The following is a 20,109-nucleotide window of genomic DNA, read 5'->3' on the forward strand; positions in this document are numbered from 1 at the left end:
TTTGCCAATCAATAAAATCAAACATGAAACTATTATATAAATACATAATAAAACATAAATTACTTTTGTTTTTTGCGCTACTTATGGCGACAATCAACATCTGTTTTAGTTTATCGGATTCAATAATCACTGGTAAATTGATGCAAGATTGCGGTGTTGGAATTGCAAAATACAAAGGCAACGAAATAGGTTTTATCAAGTCTGTTGCTTTTTGGTTGGGACTTTCGCTTGGAGCTGCCATGATTTCGAGAATTACTAAAAATTTTCAGGATTATTTTACCAATATTGTCATTCAACGAACAGGTGCTCAAATGTATACTGACGGAATAAAAAAATCACTTGATTTACCATTCGAAGAATTCGAAGACCAACGAAGTGGTGAAACTTTGAGCAAATTAACCAAAGTGCGTTCTGATTCTGAAAAGTTAATTACACTTTCAATTTCGTTGATTTTTCAAACCGTGATTAGTTTTATTTTTGTGATTGTTTACGTTTCTCGAATAGATTATAGAATTTCATTAATTTTTCTAGTTACCGCTCCAATTATTGCTTTGATTAGTTCGTATTTGGGTAAAAAAATAAAAGTTGTTTCTCGAAAAATTGTTAATCAAACCAATTCCTTGGCAGGTTCAACTACCGAAAGTTTACGAAATATTGAATTGGTCAAAAGTTTAGGGTTAACCTATCAAGAAGAAAAACGTTTGAACTTAAATACGTTTAAAATTCTACAACTCGAATTGCAAAAGATTCGTTTTATCAGAAGTTTGAGTTTTATTCAAGGTACAACTGTTCATTTTCTTAGAACTTGCGTAGTTTTTACGCTGTATTATTTCCTTTTTGGAGGCAAAATAATTGTTGGCGATTTGTTAACTATGGTGTTCTTTACATTCTTCATTTTTGGTCCTTTACAAGAATTAGGCAACTTTATTATTGCTGTGAACGAAACGAAAGTTTCAATGGAAAATTTCAAGAATTTGTTGAATGCTCCAAAAGAATTTCGTCCTAAAAATCCAGAGCATGTTGGTGCCATTCATTCGTTATTGTTTTCTAATGTAAGTTTTCAACATAAATCTGCAAATTATAAAGCTGTCGATAACATCAATTTCGAAATTAAACAAGGTGAAACTGTAGCTTTTGTTGGACCATCTGGTGCTGGCAAAACGACTTTAGTAAAATTGCTAGTTGGATTGTATCCAACAGAAGAAGGAAAAGTTCTTTATAATGGCATTGATTCTACAAAAATTGATTTATTAGAATTGAGAAAACAATTAGGATTTGTAACTCAGGATGCACAATTATTTTCGGGAACCATTAGAGAAAATTTACTGTTCGTGAAACCATCAGCAACCGATAAAGAACTTAACGAAGTATTAAAAAAAGCAAGTTGTGAAAATTTACTAAAACGTGCCGAAGACGGATTAAACTCAACCATCGGCGAAGGCGGAATGAAAATTTCAGGAGGCGAAAAACAACGATTATCGATTGCAAGAGCTATTTTGCGAAATCCAAATTTATTGATATTTGACGAAGCAACCTCAGCTTTAGATTCGATTACCGAAGAAGAAATCAACGCCACAATTCGTACTATTTCTGATTCCAATAGAATCACAGTTCTAATTGCACATAGACTTTCAACTATTATGCATGCTGATAAAATATTCGTGCTTGAACAAGGAAAAATAGTTGAGCAAGGAAAACACAACGATTTATTGCAAGAAAAAGGCTTGTATTATGCAATGTGGAGACAACAGATTGGGGAACGAAAATAAATTTAAAGATGTTTAAAAAAGAATATTTACATCCAAACGAAGGATTTTCGCAAGTTGTAATTGTCGAAACTGAAACGACTAAAACATTGCATATTTCTGGACAAATAAGAGAAGGAAACGATTTAGAATCACAAACAATTGCGACGTTTAAAAATTTAGAACGACTATTAAAAGAATGCGATGCAAGTTTTCAAAATGTTGTAAAAATGAATACTTATATCGTTAATTTTAATCCAGAAACTGATTTACCGATTTTCAGAAAAATTCGTAAAGTTTTTTTAGGAAACAACAATTATCCAGCCAGTACTTTAGTTGGCGTTACTGTTTTAGGAAACAGAAATTGGCTTATTGAAATTGATGCTGTGGCAATTATTGAAAAAAAATAATATTGAAAAAGCCTTTCACTCAAAAAGAATGAAAGGCTTTTTAATTTAGGTAAGTCAAAACTATTTTACAAAATCAACAACTTTCTCCAAAGCATCTTTAATTCCGTTTACATTTTTTCCTTTCCCAGATGCAAAGAACGCTTGCCCGCCTCCGTTTCCATCGATGTATTTACCTAATTCTCTGATTATATTTCCTGCATTTAATCCTTTTTCAGCAACCAACTCTTTTGAAATATAACAATGAATATTAGGAGAATCATCTTCAACTGAAGCTAAAAATACAAACGAATTTGGTTTAGAAGTTCCAATGGCTTGCGCTAAATCTTTAGTCGAATTCATAGACAAATCTACTTGTTTTGCTAAAAAGTTAATACCATTTATTTCTTGAAAATCTGAAAGCAAATTATCTTTTAATCTATCCACTTTTTCTTTCAATAGTTGCTCAATTTGTTTTTTCAGCTTTGCATAATCATCTTGTAAACTTGCTACCGATTTCAAAACATCTTGAGGATTTTTCAATGTTTCTTTAATTTCTGCCAAAGTGCTTTCTTGATTTTTGTATAAATCTTTCACAGCATCACCAGTAATGGCTTCAATACGACGAATTCCGGCAGCAACAGCACCTTCAGAAATGATTTTGAAATGCCAAATATCAGCCGTATTTTTTACGTGAATTCCACCGCAAAGCTCTTTGCTTTCACCAAATTCAATCATTCGAACATTATCACCATATTTTTCACCAAATAAAGCCATTGCTCCTTTATCTAAAGCCTCTTTAATTGGAATATTTCTATATTCTTGCAATTGCAATTGTGCTTCTATTTGAGCATTTACACTTTCTTCAACCTGACGTAGTTCTTGGTCAGAAACTTTAGAAAAATGAGAAAAGTCAAAACGTAAGTAATTTGGATTTACCAACGAACCTTTTTGCTCTACATGTGTTCCTAAAATATTTCTCAAAGCCAAATGCATCAAGTGCGTAGCTGAGTGATTTTTGGAAGTCGAAGTTCTTAAATCAGTATTTACTTTTGCCACAAATCCAGCTTCAAGATTTTCTGGAAGTTGTTTTGCAAAATGCAATATTAAGTTGTTCTCTTTCTTAGTATCGATAATTTCAATCGTTTCGTTAGCTGAAATTAATGTTCCTTTATCACCAACTTGTCCTCCACCTTCTGGATAAAATGGTGTGTTATCTAATACAATTTGATATATAATTCCATCTTTTTTAGAATCTACTTTACGAATTCTGGTGATTCTTACATCATTTTCAGTTTGGTCATAACCCACAAATGTTTCTACATTTCCTGGAATTAAAACTGACCAATCTTCAGTTGAAACTTCTGAAGCAACACGTGAACGCGCTTTTTGTTTTTGTAATTCAGCTTCAAAATCTGCTTCGTTATACGTATATCCTTTTTCTTTTAAAATTAAAGCCGTCAAATCTTTTGGAAATCCGAATGTATCGTACAATTCAAAAACTTTTGCACCTGAAACTTCATTTCCTGATGTTTCAGCAACCACTTTATCCAATAATTGTAAACCTTGATCTAATGTTCTTAAAAACGAAGCTTCTTCTTCACGAATTACGTTGGTAACCAATTGTTGTTGCGATTTGATTTCTGGGAAAAACTCGCCCATTTGATTTGCTAAAACTTCTACCAATTTATTGATAAAAGGTTCTTTAGTATTTAAAAATGTAAATCCGTAACGTATTGCACGACGTAAAATTCTACGAATTACATAACCTGCACCAGTATTCGAAGGCAATTGTCCATCTGCTATAGCAAAAGCGACGGCACGAACGTGATCAACTATTACACGAATTGCGATATTAGTTTTATTTTGTTCTTCTGAAACGTTTTTAACTTCATTTGAAGTGTATTTTAAACCTGTAATTTGTTCAATTTTTTCGATTAGAGGCGTAAAAACATCAGTGTCATAATTGGAAGTCACATTTTGCATAGCCATACACAAACGTTCAAATCCCATTCCGGTATCTACGTGTTGCGCAGGCAATTTTTCAAGTGAACCATCAGCTTTACGGTTAAATTCCATGAAAACATTGTTCCAAATTTCAACAACTTGCGGATGATCAGCATTTACTAAATCTCTTCCTGAAACAGCATTTCTTTCGGCATCCGTTCTCAAATCGATATGAATTTCTGAACATGGACCACACGGACCTTGATCGCCCATTTCCCAGAAGTTATCTTTTTTATTTCCTAAAATAATTCGGTCTTCTGTAACATATTGTTTCCAAATATCCCAAGCTTCTTGGTCAAACGGAACATTTTCTGCTGGATTTCCTTCAAAAACAGAAACATACAAACGGTCTTTGTCTAACTTTAAAACTTCTGTAAGAAATTCCCAAGCCCAAGCTAAGGCATCTTTCTTGAAATAATCGCCAAAAGACCAATTTCCAAGCATTTCAAACATCGTGTGATGATAGGTATCAAAACCTACATCTTCTAAATCGTTGTGCTTTCCTGAAACACGAAGACACTTTTGCGTATCGGCTATTCGCTTACTTTTTGGAGTACCATTTCCTAAAAAATATTCTTTGAATTGTGCCATTCCTGAGTTATTAAACATCAAGGTTGGGTCATCTTTAAGCACAATTGGCGCCGATGAAACAATTAAATGTCCTTTTGATTCAAAGAAATTGAGGTATGCTTTACGAATGTCTTGTGATTTCATTATTTATTTTTGAATAGCAATTATTAATCTGTCTTTATTGTATGAGTAAAAAATAATGTGAAATTATCCAATCGAACATAAATTCAGAAATTTGGATTACTTGATATTGAATATACAGTTTTCAAATTTTACAGTATTTTGCAAACTTGACGCACAAAATTGCCAAAAGTTTTGCAATAAAAATAGGAAAACATGAAACATTTATTAAATTTGTTCGTATAACTATAGCTTACATCATTTTTTGAGCCACAAAAATAGTATATTTATAAGAAATGGCGAAGGTAAAATATTATTACGACCCTGAAAAACTAGCGTACAAGAAAATAAAAGTCAAAAAAAGAACCAAATTTGGCTATGCAATGATTTTTTTATTGGCTTCAGCACTGTTTGGCGTGTTGAGTTTTTTGGTTTTAATGAATACTTCGTTTTTTGAAACTCCAAAAGATAAAATTCAAGCAAGAGAAATTGAAAATTATAAAATTAGATACGCATTATTGAATAAAAAAATAGATCAGCTTGATGAAGTTTTAGAAAACATTGAAGATCGAGACAATAATTTATATAGAATTTACTTTAACACTTCGCCAATAGATGTTGACAAAAGAAAAGCTGGATTTAGAGATAAAAATAGGTACAAAGAATTAGAAGGTTACAACAATTCCGATTTAGTAATTTCGACTTCAAAGCGCGTAGATGTTTTGACAAAAGAGTTAGCAATTCAATCGAAATCGTTAGACGAAATATTGAAATTAGCTAAAGCAAAAGACAAATTATTGTCAGCTATTCCTGCCATTCAGCCAGTTAAAAATGAAGATTTGAAACACATCGCGTCAGGTTTTGGATATAGAAGTGATCCTTTTACTAAAGCAAGAAAAATGCACAAAGGAATGGACTTTACAGCTAGAAAAGGCACTCCTATTTATGCCACTGGCGATGGATTAGTTTTAAAAGCGGACAACTCACTTTCGGGATATGGAAATCATATCGAAATTAGGCACGGTTTTGGCTATTTGACTTTATACGCCCATTTGAGCAAATATAAAGTTCGTTTAGGCCAACGTGTAAAAAGAGGAGACGTGATAGGATATGTTGGAAGCACTGGAAGAAGTCAGGCACCACACTTACATTATGAAGTGCATAAAGATGGAAAAGTAGTAAATCCGATTAATTTTTACTACGGAACAATTTCGGCAGCAGAATATGTTGCAATTTCAAAAATTGCTAATCAAGAAAACCAATCCTACGATTAACGTATGTTGATTTAAGATATTAAACAAAACTAAATGCAGATAGAACTTTCAAAAAGTAAATTATATTATAGCATAGGCGAAATAGCCACAGCTTTTGACGTGAACGCCTCGCTTATTCGCTTTTGGGACAAAGAATTTGATATTCTTAAACCAAAAAAGAATGCGAAAGGCAATCGTATGTTTACGCAAGAAGATGTAAAAAATTTGCAATTAATTTATCATTTGGTAAAAGAACGAGGCTTTACACTAGAAGGCGCTAAAACACACTTGAAAGAAGGTCAGAAAAAAACATTAGACAAGTACGAAATCATAAGCAAACTCGAAAGAATTAAAGCAGAGTTGAATAGTATTAAAAACGAGCTTTGAGTTGGATGATGAATTTTTTAGAAAATAAATAAACTTTAAAACAATAAAATAAACTTTAAAAATTAGAAATTATGAGAAAATTTTTGCCTTGGATAATTGTAGCAGTAGTAGTCTTAATAGGCTTCTCTTGGTTTAAAGGAATTAATAATACGGCAGTTACATTGAATCAAAATATTGAAGAAGCTTGGGGTAATGTTGAAACTTCTTACCAAAGACGAAATGATTTAATTGTTAATTTAGTAAAAACCGTTCAAGGTGCTGCTGAATATGAAAAGGGAACATTAGAAGCGGTCATACAAGCAAGGGCAAATGCAACTAAAACTGTTATTGACCCTACTAATGTTACACCTGAGCAATTAGAAAAATTTAGTCAAAATCAAAGTACGCTTTCAAGATTATTAGTTACAGTCGAAAATTATCCTAGTTTGCAAGCTAACCAAGGCTTTTTAAATCTTCAAGCCGAACTTACTAGTACAGAAAACCAAATACTTACAGCAAGAACTCGTTTTAACGAAGCAGTAAAACCATACAATACTCATATTAAAACATTTCCAAACATTTTATTCGCAGGGTTTTTCGGATTTAAAGAAAAACCTTATTTCAAGGCTGAAGCTGGAGCAGAAAAAGCACCAGAGGTAGAATTTAACTTTGACAAAAAAGAAGTAACTAAATAATGTCAAAAGTAGAAGTTTTTTTAACCAATACCGAAGAGAAAGAAGTAGTTGAAGCTATTCGTTTGGCTGAAAAAAATACTTCTGGCGAAATACGTGTACATATAGAAAAAGAAACTGCTATCGCTCCGTTAGAAAGAGCGATGGCTGTTTTTCATGAGCTCAAAATGATGGAAACCAAAGACCGAAATGGTGTTATTATTTATGTAGCTGTAAAAAGCAGACAATTTGCTATTTACGGTGATAAAGGCATAAATGATGTTGTAGAATCCGATTTTTGGGATTGCACCAAAGACATTATGAAAAGTCATTTTGCAAAAGGCGAAAACAAACTAGCATTAGTCAACGGAATTCATAGAGCTGGCGAAAAACTAAAAGCTTTTTTCCCTTTTGAAGATGATGACACCGATGAACTTTCTAATGAAATATCAAAAGGATAAAAGATGAAAAAATCAATTAAAAAAATCCTAAATTCCAACTGTATATTTCGATTTACATTCTTGTTTATTCTTTTTGCTAGCAATTTAGCTTTTTCTCAATTCAAAATTCCTGAAAAACCTAGTTTTCAAACATCTGTTTATGATTATGCCAAACTTTTAAGCGAAACTGAAAAATCGCAATTAGAGGAAAAATTAATCAAATATTCTGATTCAACTACAACGCAAATTGTTGTTGTAACAGTTCCTACAATTAAAGGTGAAGATATTGGAATTTTAGCTCCAAAATGGGGACACGAATGGGGAATTGGTCAAGCCAAAGAAGACAATGGTGTTTTCATTTTACTTGCAGCTAAAGAACGAAAAATATGGATTGCTCCAGGATATGGTGTAGAAGACCGATTGATTGCCTCAATAAACGCAGATATAATTAGAAATAAAATTATCCCTGAATTTAAAGCTGGAAGTTACTATAATGGTTTAGACAAAGGTGCCGATGCAATTTTTCAAGTATTAACTGGTAAATATAAAGGTACAAGAATTGAAGAAAACGGTGAAGGAAGCGTTTTACCTATTTTTATTTTTATTATTGTTTTGGTTATTTTGATGATTATCATTTCTAAAAGCAAAGGTGGAAATTCAGGAAATAGTGGGGGTGGAAACGGACTAAGTTTATTAGATGTCATAATACTTAGCAACATAGGAAGAAGCAGCGGCGGAAGTTTTGGCGGTGGCTTTGGAGGTTCTTCTGGCGGCGGTGGATTCGGTGGTGGATTTGGTGGCGGTGGATTTTCAGGTGGTGGAGCTGGTGGTGATTGGTAGAATTAGATTTATCTTATTCAGTATTCCGCTTATTATAAAAAAAACGCCTTTCAACCGAAAGGCGTTCTTATTTAACTATTTTTCTCTTATGTAAATATCAATCGGCACACCAGATAAATCCCAATTTTCTCTGATTTTATTTTCTAAGAAACGCTTATAAGGTTCTTTTACGTATTGAGGCAAATTGGCAAAAAACACAAACTGTGGTGTTGCTGTTGGCAATTGCATACAATATTTAATTTTCACGTATTTTCCTTTGGTTGCTGGCGGTGGATAACCTTCAATTACTTTCAACATATAATCGTTGAATTTAGAAGTTGGAATTCTTTGTTTTCTGTTTTCAAAAACTTCTACTGTTGCTTCTAGTGCTTTTAGTAAACGTTGTTTGGTTAATGCTGAAACAAAAAGAATTGGCACATCGGTAAAAGGCATTAATTGCTCTTTGATTTTGTTTTCGTAATCTCGGGTTGACATGGTGTCTTTTTCAACCAAATCCCATTTGTTTACCAAAATCACGATTCCTTTACGATTTTTTTCAGCTAACCAAAAGATACTTTGGTCTTGCCCTTCAAATCCGCGAGTGGCATCGATTACTAATATACAAATGTCGGCATGCTCAATAGCTCTTACCGAACGCATTACCGAATAAAATTCTAAATCTTCTTTTACTTTAGCTTTTCGACGAATTCCGGCAGTATCAACTAAGTTGAATTCGAAACCGAAACGGTCGAACTTGGTATCAATGGCATCACGGGTTGTTCCTGCGATATCAGTTACCATGAAACGTTCTTTGCCAATAAGTGCGTTGATAAAACTAGACTTCCCTGCATTAGGACGACCTACAACGGCAAAACGAGGCAATTCGACTTCTTCTTGTATTGGTTCTGGTTTTTCTGGAAAAGCGTTTACTATGGCATCTAACAAGTCTCCTGTTCCGCTACCTGAAATACTTGCGAAAGTATAATATTCGCCTAAACCTAAGTTGTAGAATTCCATTGCGTCTTTTTCGCGCATGGCATTATCTACTTTGTTTACCGCTAGAATTACAGGTTTGGTTACTTTACGAAGTAATCTTGCCACAGTATCATCCATTGGCGTGATACCTTCTTCTACATCTACTACAAAAATAATTACATCGGCTTCATCGATGGCTAGTTCAACTTGTTTACGAATTTCTCCTTCAAAAACATCGTCTGAACCGCGCACATATCCACCCGTATCTATAACAGAAAATTCTTTTCCGTTCCAATCACTTTTTCCATAATTACGATCTCTTGTTACTCCCGAAACCGCATCTACAATAGCATCTCTTCGCTTTATCATTCTGTTAAAAAGAGTTGACTTTCCAACATTCGGTCTTCCTACTATGGCTACAATGTTATTCATAATGATTTTAAATATTTTGCAAAGGTACTACTAATTTTATTTTTTTGTACCTTAGTAGTAGTGTAATACACAAAAAAATACTGTCAGAAGAATTAAAATAATTACAAACTATGGAATTAGATACTAATGTAGTGCTTCGCCCACGTTTTCACAAAGATGTTGATTTGACTATTTTTGACATTATTGAAAGAGCCAAAAAACTTAAAGAAGAAGTAAAAGAAGATTATCGTATAAAAGTATCCGATCATCATATTTTCTTATTTATTCTTTTGGCAAAAAGGCGTTATTATTCTCCACATTTACACATTGAACTTTCTGAAAATGAAGATAAAACTACTCATGTAAAATGCTTATTTGGACCTGATCAAACTATATGGACTTTCTTTATGTTTCTGCATTTTTTTGTAGCTGGTGTATTTTTAGTTTTTGGAATGTTTGCTATTTCCGATTGGATACTTAAAGCTCCAGTAACAAAAGATTTGATTGTAATGAGCTTGATGGTTGCTGTTTGGTTTTTGCTTTACTTTATTGCCAAACAAATACGTTATAATGGCCGACATCAGGTTGTTGAGTTAAAACGTCTATATTTGAGAATTGTTGAATAGTAAACTTGAGCAAGAGTTCAATACATCTCCTCCACTAGCCCAGTCAGGAATGGAATCCTTTTTCTTTTTTCTTTAAAAAGGAAAAGACCTTTATGTTGACAGGCAGATAGAATGGATGGCTGGAACATGGATTATTGATAAAGCCCGAGCCATTGCTTCGCCAATTCGCTATGGCTCGGGTCGCTTCTACTAAAAAAAACTATTGATTGTAACCAAAACGCTTAAGCATATTAGCGTTGCTTCTCCAGTTTTTATTAACCTTTACATACAATTCGATATGGATTTGCTTGCCAAAAAACTTTTCTAAATCGGCACGTGATTCCATTCCTACTTTTTTGAGGGCGGCACCTTTGTGACCGATGATGATTCCTTTTTGAGTATCGCGCTCCACCATGATTAGCGAGCGAATTCGGATGATATTTTCGTCTTCAAAGAATTCTTCGGTTACGATTTCGACAGCGTACGGAATTTCTTTGCTGTAATTTAAAAGGATTTTCTCGCGGATGGTTTCGTTGACAAAAAAACGTTCTGGTTTGTCGGTCAACTGGTCTTTAGGATAATAAGCAGGCGATTGTGGCAACAACGAAATTATTCGGGCAAAAACTTCGGGAACATTGAAATTTTGCAAAGCTGAAATAGGAAATATTTCGGCATTTGGCACTTTGGCAGTCCAGAAAGCAACTTGTTCTTCGAGTTGTTCTTGATTAGAATTATCAATTTTGTTGAGCAATAAAAGCACCGGAATTTTGGCGTGGATAATTTTATTGAAGAAAGCTTCATCTTTTAGTTCCTGCTCTCCTATTTCGACCATGTAAACAAGAATATCGGCATCTTCAAAAGCAGATTTTACAAAGTTCATCATGGATTCTTGCATTTCGTATGCTGGTTTTATGATTCCAGGTGTGTCAGAAAGAATTAGTTGAAAATCGTCACCATTTACAATTCCGAGAATTCTGTGACGCGTGGTTTGTGCTTTGGAAGTGATTATAGATAAACGTTCGCCAACAAAGGCATTCATTAGTGTTGATTTACCAACATTTGGATTTCCAATAATATTTACAAAACCTGCTTTATGCGCTGTCATACTTTTATTTTTTTTGCAAAGGTACTCATATCAGGGTAATAGTAGAAATAAAAGATTTTTTTAATTTTTTTGTTGCGTGTATCGATATTCGTTGTATATTTGCACTCGAAACATCGCGGGATAGAGCAGTAGGCAGCTCGTCGGGCTCATAACCCGAAGGTCACAGGTTCGAGTCCTGTTCCCGCTACTAAAGAGGACCCATCCCATTTTTGAGGATGGGTTTGTTGTTTTTTAGAATCATAACTTGCTGAAATACATTTAGTTAACTCGAATAAAGCATTGGTTTTTGAGGTTCGATATTTTCTATTTTTGATCGAATAATGAAACCCCTCTGGAAAGACTAAATATTGGAACTTTCTCTTTTTATTATAATCTAAAGAATCATAGAATTTACTGGGACTCTGAGCTATTTTTATGAAATAATTTATTGCTTTTTCATGGTTCGATATTTTTGTTGGCAAATAATCCAATTCTTTAGTTTTTTGGATTATTGCTTCATTTATTTTTAGGCTTTGTCTTTCAAAAATATCTTTAGAAATTTCATTAATTGCATACCGATATTCCATTTTATCATAACTTTCTTTCAAGTTATTTAATTCAAACGAAGCAAGTCTTTTTTTCTCCGAAAGGTTAGACATCTCATCATCTATTATTTTTTTGAGTTGTGCAGAAAACAAATCTTTCAATTGTCCCGAAAAATTAAACTCTTCTAAAACTTCGCTAAATTGTTCGTGTAACCCTGCTCTTAAAGATTTTTTTGAACTTGAAGCGTTGATGGTTTTGTGACAGGAATTACATTTGTAGTAATAAATGTGTTTTGCCTTATTTAGATAAGAGGTCATGGTGTCATCACAGTCGGAGCACATAGCAAATTTTGGAACAAGAGGAGTTTCTTCTTTACCTGTGATTTTTACAACACCAAACTGCTTTGAACCTTCGAGAATTCGTTGCAATTGATTGTATTCTTTAACAGATATCATTGGCTCCCATGAACCCTTAATTATTCTACCTTCCAATAACGAATTGAATATTCTTCCAGTATAAAACTGATTACGCCAAATCTCAGAAATCCTTTGTTTTCTAATTTGAACTCCTTTTGAATTTAACCAATGTATAATTTCAGAATCGGTGTAAGATTTATAAATTTTTAATTTGAAGGCTTCCTTTAAGAATTGACCTTCAGTACTTATCTTTATCTCTTGAAATGCTTGTACTTTTGTTGGGTCTTTAACCCGAGGTCCATAATGGTCGTAACCTCTTGGAGTTCTTCCGAAAACTTTACCGTTTTCTAATGCATTTATTAATCCTGGAATAACGGTGTCCTGACGATTGAAATTTTCTTTTTGCGCATACAATAGCTGCGTTGAAAATTCGTTTTCGGCTCTTTCGTTAAAAGTATGATTATCGGTGCTTACAGAGTACAAATAAACATTAAACTCCTTTCTAAGACGAACAAATAGTTGAATGTGTTCTGCTCCGGCTCGACCAAATCTACTTGGCGACCAAATTAAGATCATTTTTGGACGTTTATTAACAGAAGTTTTCTTTATCCTATCCATAAGCTCTTTTAGCGTGCTTTGGGTGTTAATTCGCTTTGAACTTTCATATTCGGCATCAAATTCCTGGGTAATGATTAACTGATTTTCCTTTGCAAACGCTTTAATTTTGTTCACTTGGGTTTCAATACTTCCATTATTCACAAATTGGTCTTTAGTTGACACGCGTGTATATGACCAAACTACTGAATTTTTAAAATCGTTAAGTGTTAAGTTTTTCTTTTTCATTTTTGTACTGTTCGTAAATTATTTTGGTAAACTCATATAACTGTTTTGAAAATTCAAATGAATCTTCTTCTTTAAGCACTTTTTTTAATATTGGTGCAATTGCTATTAGCTCTTTATAATCTAATAAGTAATCGCTTTCATTGGGTTCTAAAAATTTTTGGCCCATATCGTATTAAAATAAATACGGGCTGGATTTTCAGGAACCGAATAGGTGGTACATTTGACATTTGGTTAGGTCTTAATTGTTATCTTATAATTTCCTTGAGCTCTTGGTTCTATCATTATTTTTGAACCTAAAGGCAGTTTATTCGTTAAGAAAAACTTAGCTAACTCCTCTGGTTTTTTATGTTCTTCGGTGATTTTGAAGATTTTTGGAGAACCGTCTTGTTGAACTTCAATTTCTAAGAGTTTAGGCTTGTCAAAAAACAACACTCTACGAATTTGATTTTCTATAGATGATAAATATTCTAGATCTGTGGTACTTTTTTCAATTTCTATTCCAACCAATTTTGATAAAAGTGGTAGAAATGGAATTACTATTAAGGTTTCTCCAAAATATAAATTGTTCAAATCAGCAGTTAAACCTAAATTGCTAAAATTAAAAGAATGCTCACCTGTCTTAGGACAATAAATCAATGAAACTAAACTTCTGTTTGAACTTAAGCAAGTTTTAATAGCGTCTGTAAACGGGTTCATTTCTTTCCTAAAAAGAGTAATCATTATTGGTTCAAAACCTAAAATATTTTCAAGTGTATTGCTGTCAAATTTATTTAACTTTTTTTCCGCTATATTTTTTTTAAAAACTGAATCCGCATATTTTTCATTAAATGGTTTTTCCCAAACATCTTTAGATAACTTTTCTAGTCTTTTGGTGTCAATACCTATATCCGATAATTCATTTATTATTAACACCCAAAGAGCTTGAGGTATATTCATAAACCCTTTTTTTTCCTTTACAAAAAAGGGTAAAATATCACGCTCTTTCCAATAATTAACTTGCCTTGAAGTAATTTGAAGATGTTGTTTTGGCAATAAGTATTTATTGGAAATCATTTGCCCAAATTTTATTAATTCTTCTCTTTTCATAACTAATTATTTGGTAATTTTTATATTTAATATATTTACTATTTGGTAAATTTAATATTTTATTTTAAATTTACCAAATTTTGAGAATAAAAACAAAAAAGATGAAAAATAAAATACAAAAAAGGCAAAGGTTTTCAAACAGAACCTACCCACCGAAGTTATGTAAAAAACCCGACTGTAAAATGGAATTTGTTCCAACAGATGGACGGCAGGTTTATTGTAATGCCCAACATCGAATTGACAGTAACAATGATAAGCGAAAGGTGATTGATAAAATTGAAAATGATTTCAATAAAACAGCCAGAAATAATGAAAGAATATTAATAAAGGTATTTAAAAGTTTAACCTTTCAAATGACTGGAAAAGTAAGGGCTTCGTTATTAGAATACGAAGGCTATGACCATTCCATTTATCATCGAAGCCAAATAGATGAAAAAACAAAAAGGGAAATTAAGTTTTGTTTTAATTACGGCTTAACTTTAACTGAATCAGATCAACATTTCTTTAACATAATAATAGATGACAATGACAACATATCGTAATTTAACATTAGCAGAAATTTATCCAATGGCTCACAAACAGGATTTATTAAAAAAACAATCAGAGTATTTTGTAAACAAAATTATTACCAATGGTAATTTAGAAAGTGGTTATGAAAACATACCTGTTGACTTTCCTCAGGCATCTAACAACATACCTCTTATTATAGACACAAAACCCCCGCAATTCTTTATTTTTACCTATTTAAAAAACAATTGGAAGCCAATGCTAGTATTTGGAGCAGTTGTTGCAGTTTCAGTTACTGCCTACCATCTACTTAAACAGAAAAAGGAGAAAAAATCTAACGAAACTAAAAATCCCAAAACCATTTATTACAACCTGCCAAAAAAATCAATGTAAGTCAATAAAAATAGATAAAAATCAATTTAAATAATAGTATTTATTTACAAATCAATACGTAACTATTTGTAAATAAACTATAAAAAATACTATTTATTATTAAATTATATATCGCGCAATAACCTATACTTTTTTGTTTCGTTTAAAAAAAGTTGATGCCATTTAATTATCATTAAAAATCTAAATTGTTGTTTGGAAAAGCGCATCCATCATTTTTTTAACATTAAGGTCAGGGCGACGTTTTTTCATTTTAAGTAACATTAAATGAAAACTGTGGATTTCGATAAGTTCTTTCTCAGAATAAACCCTTGGCGCAATCTTATTGTTTTTCTTAAAAAATTTCATACCCAAAATTTATTTTTTAAAATTTAAATACAATTTTTTATTTATGGAGCAATCGTATAGTATTAGATTTCAAGAATAAACAAAGCGCTCTAATTATTGCTCCGGCAGCAAGAATCCCTCAATTCCGTAATTTTAAAAAAAAACTGCCGGAAACAATTATAACAAAATTTTACTTTTTACTTACAAGCTACATCTCAAAATAGGGCCTCATTTATATTTCCTAATTTAATTTTTATTAGGCTTGCTTAAATATTGATTTCTATACCATTTAGATTTAATAATAAATTTGTACAAAAAAAAGAACAATCATCGTGTTAAAAAAATAAATACAATCGTAATTAGTTCACTTTTTAAGTTATAGAATTGATTTAAAAATAACATTTAAGAACTTTAATTATTCTAAAATAATAAAGGTAATTCTTCTGTTTTGTTGGTGTTCTATTTCTGAACATATAATTCCATCAGAACATTTGTTAACCAACTGAAGTTCTCCATACCCTTTTGCAGTCAATCTGGACTTACTTATACCTCTTTTAACTAAATAATTTAAGGTGGCTTCTGCTCTTTTTTGAGATAGAATTTTATTGTATTTTCTATGCTGTCTTGCATCGGTATGAGATCCAATTTCAATAATAATTTTAGGATACGTTTTCAATACTTCAACTATTTTTTCTAATTCTACTTTAGCATCTTTTCTAATGTCTGATTTATCCAGGTCGAAATAAATTTGATTGAATTTTATCACATTTGCAATATCAACTCCCTTATCAATTTTAACTTTCAATGCAGACACAACAACTGGAATATTAATTTCTGTTTCATACTGAGAAACGGTTACTGTTTTTTGTTGCGTTTCATACCCTTCTTTTTCTATTCTAATTTTATAGGTTTGATTCGTTTTTATTTTGTCAAATGAATATTTTCCTTTATCGTCGGTTTTTGTTTTAGCAATAACATTGTCGTTAATATCAAGAAGCACCACTTGAGCATCCTTTAAAAAATCCTTTGAAATTAAGTCTTGAAGAGTCCCTTTAATTGGTATTTCAACTTCAAAATTAAACGGGACAACTTCCTCAATTAAATAAATATCATCATCTCCTACTCCTCCTTTTCTATTACTGGTAAAAGTTCCTAATCGAGTTTCTCTGTTCCAGAACATTGCAAAATCATCCATTGGACTATTTATGGTAGAACCCAAATTAATTGGCAAAGCATTCAGATTATCTAAATCTAAAACGAAAATATCAAAACCTCCATAACCAGGATGACCATCAGATGCAAATAACAACTTATTATCACTTGTTATAAAAGGATAACTTTCTCTACCTTCAGTATTGATTTTAGAACCTAAGTTTTCAGGTTTGCCATAGCTGCCGTCTTCGTTAATTTTTGCCTTAAAAATATCCGACTCTCCTAATGTTCCAAACATATCGGAAGCAAAGTACAAGTATTTCTCATCTGCACTAAAAGCAGGATGTGCAACCCTAGAGGTATCATTTACACTAATAGCAGCTTTAACTGAAGCGTCCCATTTTCCGTTTTTAAATACTGATTTATATATTTTATACAACCCATTTACAGCTTCGCCCTTGTCATTTATTTTTAATTCATTCTGTGTGAAATACATTGTTTTTCCATCTTTCGAAAAAGTTGGAGTAGCTTCATGAAATTTAGAATACGTATTAACTGAAAACAATTTAGGTTCTGGCAATTTACCTGATGCCTTTAAAGTTGTATAATACAAATTGGTAAATGACTGTTCCGTTCTTCTATATTTAGTATCTGCCACATTTTGGCTTCTAGCGCTTGCAAAAATCAAGGTGTCTCCTTTTAAATTTCCACCATAATCTGATTTTGTTGAATTAACACCTAAATTAACTATTTTAAATGCGTTGGTTAACTTATCATCTGTATTGGCAACTCCATTGTATTTCATAAACAGTTTAGATCTATTTTCACTATTTGCTTTTTTTACATAGAGTTCTAATATCACTTTTGCCTCTTTTAGATTTTCCGCTGATTTTAAACTTTGTCCATAACGATACAAATATTCCGAACTACAATTTGGATCTAATTGATATAATTTTTGATACCAAATACTTGCTTTTTCATAATTAGCATTAAAATAATTAGCATCTGCTAAATGTTGGAAAACAGCAACTGTAGTATCTCCATGTTTAACCAATTGCTCAAAAACTTTTATAGCATCTGGATATCGTTCTTGTTTGAATTTTTTATCGGCATTTAACAGAATTTTCTCTTGAGAAAAAGCGCTAATGGCTACTAATAGTAAAATAAAAATATATTTTTTCATAAGATGATTGAATTAAAAGAATCTTGGTGTTTCAATTTTTTGATGACTATTAAACAAATCGAACTTTAAAAATAGTTCATGAGAACCTGAATTAAAATTAGACAATCTGGTAGTTTCTCTATCGTATCCGTATCCGATAAATAATTGGTCTGTTACTTGAAAACCAACCAAGCCACTTAAAGCTGCACTCATTCGATAAGCTATTCCAGCAGTAAATTTTTCATTAATTAAAAAGTTTGCTGTTAAATCTAATTGTAATGGGGCGCCAGAAACGATTTTAGTTACTAATGCAGGTTTAAATTTGATATAATAATTCAAATCATAAACTTTACCCGCAATTAAATAGAAATTTTGCCTCCTATCAGCTGTAGAAACAGCAACTTCATCATAAAATGCGGTATTTAACAGCATTGGAACGGAGAACCCAACATAAGTGTTATCAGTATAATAATAGATTCCTGCTCCTATGTTTGGAGAAAATCTATTCAAGTTATTTTGAAATAATGCATCCCCTGGATTGTATTGACTTAACTTACTATAATCTATATTTATAAGCTCTCCTCCTACTTTAAGACCAAAGGCTAATCGAGATTTTTCACCAAATAACAAGGTGTAAGAAATATCAACATTCATATAGGTTAATTCAGATGGGCCAATTCTATCATTTAAAATATTAATTCCATATCCTAATTTTGAGTTTTCAATTGGTTTATGAAAACCAAGATTGGCTGTTTTGGGCGCTCCATCTAAACCAACCCATTGCGTACGATACAATCCGAATACACTTGCATAACCCATCGACCCCGAATAAGCAGGGTTGATTTGAGAAGGGTTATACATATACTGTGTGTATTGTGGTTCTTGCTGAGCACTAACTACCAATGAAAGAAACATTATTAAACTAGTTGCAAATTGTTTTATCATTTTACTATCTTTTATATTTTTCATAGTATTATCTATCTATTAATGTATAAATAACCAGAACGTTGTTTTTGTATTCCAGCATTGTTTTTGTATCTAATAATGTAGAAGTAGGTTCCTACTGGCAATTCATCTTGCTTGTTTATCGTAATTCTACCCTCTGAAATACCTCTAAAGTATTTATTGTCTTGTCCGTAACCATCTACTTCATAAACAAGTACTCCCCATCGGTTATAAATAGATACTGTATTATCTGGATAACTTTCAATGTTTCTAATTACAAATACATCATTACCTCCGTCACCATTAGGAGATACTGCTGAGAATATTTCTAAATCATCCTCCGAAACCGAATGATTGTTTACCTCTAAATAATCAGGTATTCCATTCCCATTTGAATCAGAAGGATTGGTTGGATTTTGACCTATCTCCTCTCCGTTTGATAATCCATCACCATCACAATCTCCATTTAAGAAATCTTGAGATAATGGTAATGTTACATTTTCAGGTTTAGATTCACATGGATTCGTTGGATCAGTACCATCAATGATTTCCTGTCCATTAGTCACACCGTCACCATCACAATCTGCATTATTCCAACTCGCCGCTTGAGGAAGCGTAATACTTGCTGCTTCAAAATCACAAGGGTCGTTTGGATTCGTTTCATCTGCTATTTCTTGTGCATCGGTTACCCCGTCGCCGTCAGAATCTGTGTCTAAATAGTTAGGAATACCATCACCATCTGTATCATCGTTTCTTGGGTCGCCATTGTTATCTACATCTTCATCAATAGTGTCTATTCCGTCACCGTCATCATCCACATCATACGGATCTACAGCCCCATCATTGTCTGTATCACCAGGGGTTTCTCCTCCATTTGAATCAACTGGAATTCCATTAGCACCAATTGGGCCATCGACTTCGCCATCATTATCGGCATCAGTACCACCTGCTTCAGTTACGTCTAATACGCCATCATTATCTGAATCTAAATCCATATAGTTAGGAATACCATCACCGTCTGTATCACATAATGGAACTGCTGGTGTACAAACTGAATTTTCGTAACTGTCTAAGATACCGTCATTGTCTGAGTCTAAATCTAAGTAATTAGGAATACCATCACCATCCGTGTCGGTTGGTATACATGGTGTTACGCCTGTACATGCTGCATCTTCAATGCTGTCTGGGATACCGTCGCCATCAGAATCTACATCCAAGTAATCTGGTGTTCCGTCACCATCTGTATCTGTTGGAGTACAAGGAGCTGTTCCTGTACAACCGCT

General features: G+C 32.5%; 19 protein-coding genes and 1 tRNA gene. 11 read left to right on the forward strand and 9 right to left on the reverse strand.

All coding sequences use genetic code 11. From position 1 onward, the window contains the following. Positions 1-23: 23 nt before the first annotated feature. On the forward strand, positions 24-1,769 hold the full coding sequence (locus ACIQ66_RS05535) for an ABC transporter ATP-binding protein (RefSeq protein WP_396211794.1): 1,746 nt from the start codon (positions 24-26) through the stop codon (positions 1,767-1,769). A gap of 8 nt (positions 1,770-1,777) precedes the next feature. Next, positions 1,778-2,155 carry a RidA family protein gene (locus ACIQ66_RS05540; RefSeq protein ID WP_396211795.1) on the forward strand — a complete coding sequence of 126 codons (378 nt, stop codon included), beginning with the start codon at positions 1,778-1,780 and terminating at the stop codon, positions 2,153-2,155. Between the two features lie 60 nt (positions 2,156-2,215). On the opposite strand, the gene alaS is transcribed toward ACIQ66_RS05540, so the two are convergent. After that, positions 2,216-4,852, reverse strand: a complete 2,637-nt coding sequence (gene alaS / locus ACIQ66_RS05545; protein ID WP_396211796.1) for an alanine--tRNA ligase — start codon at positions 4,850-4,852, stop codon at positions 2,216-2,218. Between the two features lie 272 nt (positions 4,853-5,124). On the opposite strand from alaS, the gene ACIQ66_RS05550 reads away from it, so the two are divergent. From ACIQ66_RS05550 to ACIQ66_RS05570, 5 genes are all read left to right on the forward strand, one after another. After that, a complete protein-coding gene (locus tag ACIQ66_RS05550) occupies positions 5,125-6,102 on the forward strand; it encodes a M23 family metallopeptidase (RefSeq protein WP_396211797.1) in 978 nt (325 codons plus the stop codon). A gap of 33 nt (positions 6,103-6,135) precedes the next feature. Beyond that, the gene (locus ACIQ66_RS05555) at positions 6,136-6,468 is read left to right on the forward strand and encodes a MerR family transcriptional regulator (protein ID WP_396211798.1); all 333 of its coding nucleotides are present in this window, start codon (positions 6,136-6,138) and stop codon (positions 6,466-6,468) included. A gap of 71 nt (positions 6,469-6,539) precedes the next feature. After that, positions 6,540-7,142 carry a LemA family protein gene (locus tag ACIQ66_RS05560; RefSeq protein WP_396211799.1) on the forward strand — a complete coding sequence of 201 codons (603 nt, stop codon included), beginning with the start codon at positions 6,540-6,542 and terminating at the stop codon, positions 7,140-7,142. Next, a complete protein-coding gene (locus ACIQ66_RS05565; protein WP_396211800.1) occupies positions 7,142-7,579 on the forward strand; it encodes a TPM domain-containing protein in 438 nt (145 codons plus the stop codon). The genes ACIQ66_RS05560 and ACIQ66_RS05565 overlap by 1 nt, the downstream gene beginning before the upstream one ends. 3 nt (positions 7,580-7,582) lie before the next feature. Continuing rightward, complete coding sequence (locus ACIQ66_RS05570) at positions 7,583-8,398, forward strand: TPM domain-containing protein (RefSeq protein WP_396211801.1); 816 nt, start codon at positions 7,583-7,585, stop codon at positions 8,396-8,398. A gap of 75 nt (positions 8,399-8,473) precedes the next feature. On the opposite strand, the gene der is transcribed toward ACIQ66_RS05570, so the two are convergent. Further along, positions 8,474-9,784 (reverse strand): ribosome biogenesis GTPase Der, encoded by a 1,311-nt coding sequence (gene der / locus ACIQ66_RS05575; RefSeq protein ID WP_396211802.1) that lies wholly within the window; start codon positions 9,782-9,784, stop codon positions 8,474-8,476. Positions 9,785-9,894: 110 nt separating this feature from the next. Here der and ACIQ66_RS05580 point away from each other — a divergent pair, with 110 nt between their 5' ends. Continuing rightward, positions 9,895-10,389: a hypothetical protein gene (locus tag ACIQ66_RS05580; RefSeq protein WP_396211803.1), complete on the forward strand. Its 495-nt coding sequence runs from the start codon at positions 9,895-9,897 to the stop codon at positions 10,387-10,389. 199 nt (positions 10,390-10,588) lie between these two features. Here the strand turns inward: ACIQ66_RS05580 and era are convergent, their stop codons facing one another. After that, positions 10,589-11,473: a GTPase Era gene (gene era / locus ACIQ66_RS05585; protein ID WP_396211804.1), complete on the reverse strand. Its 885-nt coding sequence runs from the start codon at positions 11,471-11,473 to the stop codon at positions 10,589-10,591. Between the two features lie 114 nt (positions 11,474-11,587). Here era and ACIQ66_RS05590 point away from each other — a divergent pair. Continuing rightward, positions 11,588-11,660, forward strand: a tRNA-Met gene (locus tag ACIQ66_RS05590). On the opposite strand, the gene ACIQ66_RS05595 is transcribed toward ACIQ66_RS05590, so the two are convergent. From ACIQ66_RS05595 to ACIQ66_RS05605, 3 genes are all read right to left on the reverse strand, one after another. Beyond that, complete coding sequence (locus tag ACIQ66_RS05595) at positions 11,620-13,257, reverse strand: recombinase family protein (protein WP_396211812.1); 1,638 nt, start codon at positions 13,255-13,257, stop codon at positions 11,620-11,622. The genes ACIQ66_RS05590 and ACIQ66_RS05595 overlap by 41 nt on opposite strands. Continuing rightward, entirely contained in the window at positions 13,232-13,423 is a 192-nt protein-coding gene (locus tag ACIQ66_RS05600) for a hypothetical protein (protein ID WP_396211805.1), read from the reverse strand. Before ACIQ66_RS05600 ends, ACIQ66_RS05595 begins: the two co-directional genes overlap by 26 nt. Positions 13,424-13,488: 65 nt before the next feature. Beyond that, the gene (locus ACIQ66_RS05605; RefSeq protein ID WP_396211806.1) at positions 13,489-14,343 is read right to left on the reverse strand and encodes a hypothetical protein; all 855 of its coding nucleotides are present in this window, start codon (positions 14,341-14,343) and stop codon (positions 13,489-13,491) included. 101 nt (positions 14,344-14,444) lie between these two features. Here ACIQ66_RS05605 and ACIQ66_RS05610 point away from each other — a divergent pair, with 101 nt between their 5' ends. Then, positions 14,445-14,885 (forward strand): hypothetical protein, encoded by a 441-nt coding sequence (locus ACIQ66_RS05610; protein WP_396211807.1) that lies wholly within the window; start codon positions 14,445-14,447, stop codon positions 14,883-14,885. Continuing rightward, positions 14,869-15,243: a hypothetical protein gene (locus ACIQ66_RS05615; RefSeq protein ID WP_396211808.1), complete on the forward strand. Its 375-nt coding sequence runs from the start codon at positions 14,869-14,871 to the stop codon at positions 15,241-15,243. Before ACIQ66_RS05610 ends, ACIQ66_RS05615 begins: the two co-directional genes overlap by 17 nt. Positions 15,244-15,982: 739 nt before the next feature. Here the strand turns inward: ACIQ66_RS05615 and ACIQ66_RS05620 are convergent. From ACIQ66_RS05620 to ACIQ66_RS05630, 3 genes are all read right to left on the reverse strand, one after another. Beyond that, entirely contained in the window at positions 15,983-17,902 is a 1,920-nt protein-coding gene (locus ACIQ66_RS05620) for an OmpA family protein (RefSeq protein WP_396211809.1), read from the reverse strand. Positions 17,903-17,914: 12 nt separating this feature from the next. Then, positions 17,915-18,841 (reverse strand): type IX secretion system membrane protein PorP/SprF, encoded by a 927-nt coding sequence (locus ACIQ66_RS05625; protein WP_396211813.1) that lies wholly within the window; start codon positions 18,839-18,841, stop codon positions 17,915-17,917. A gap of 17 nt (positions 18,842-18,858) precedes the next feature. Beyond that, on the reverse strand, positions 18,859-20,109 hold a 1,251-nt coding region (locus tag ACIQ66_RS05630; protein ID WP_396211811.1), incomplete at its 5' end, for a gliding motility-associated C-terminal domain-containing protein.

This window comes from Flavobacterium sp. (genome assembly GCF_044377315.1).
GTDB lineage: Bacteria > Bacteroidota > Bacteroidia > Flavobacteriales > Flavobacteriaceae > Flavobacterium.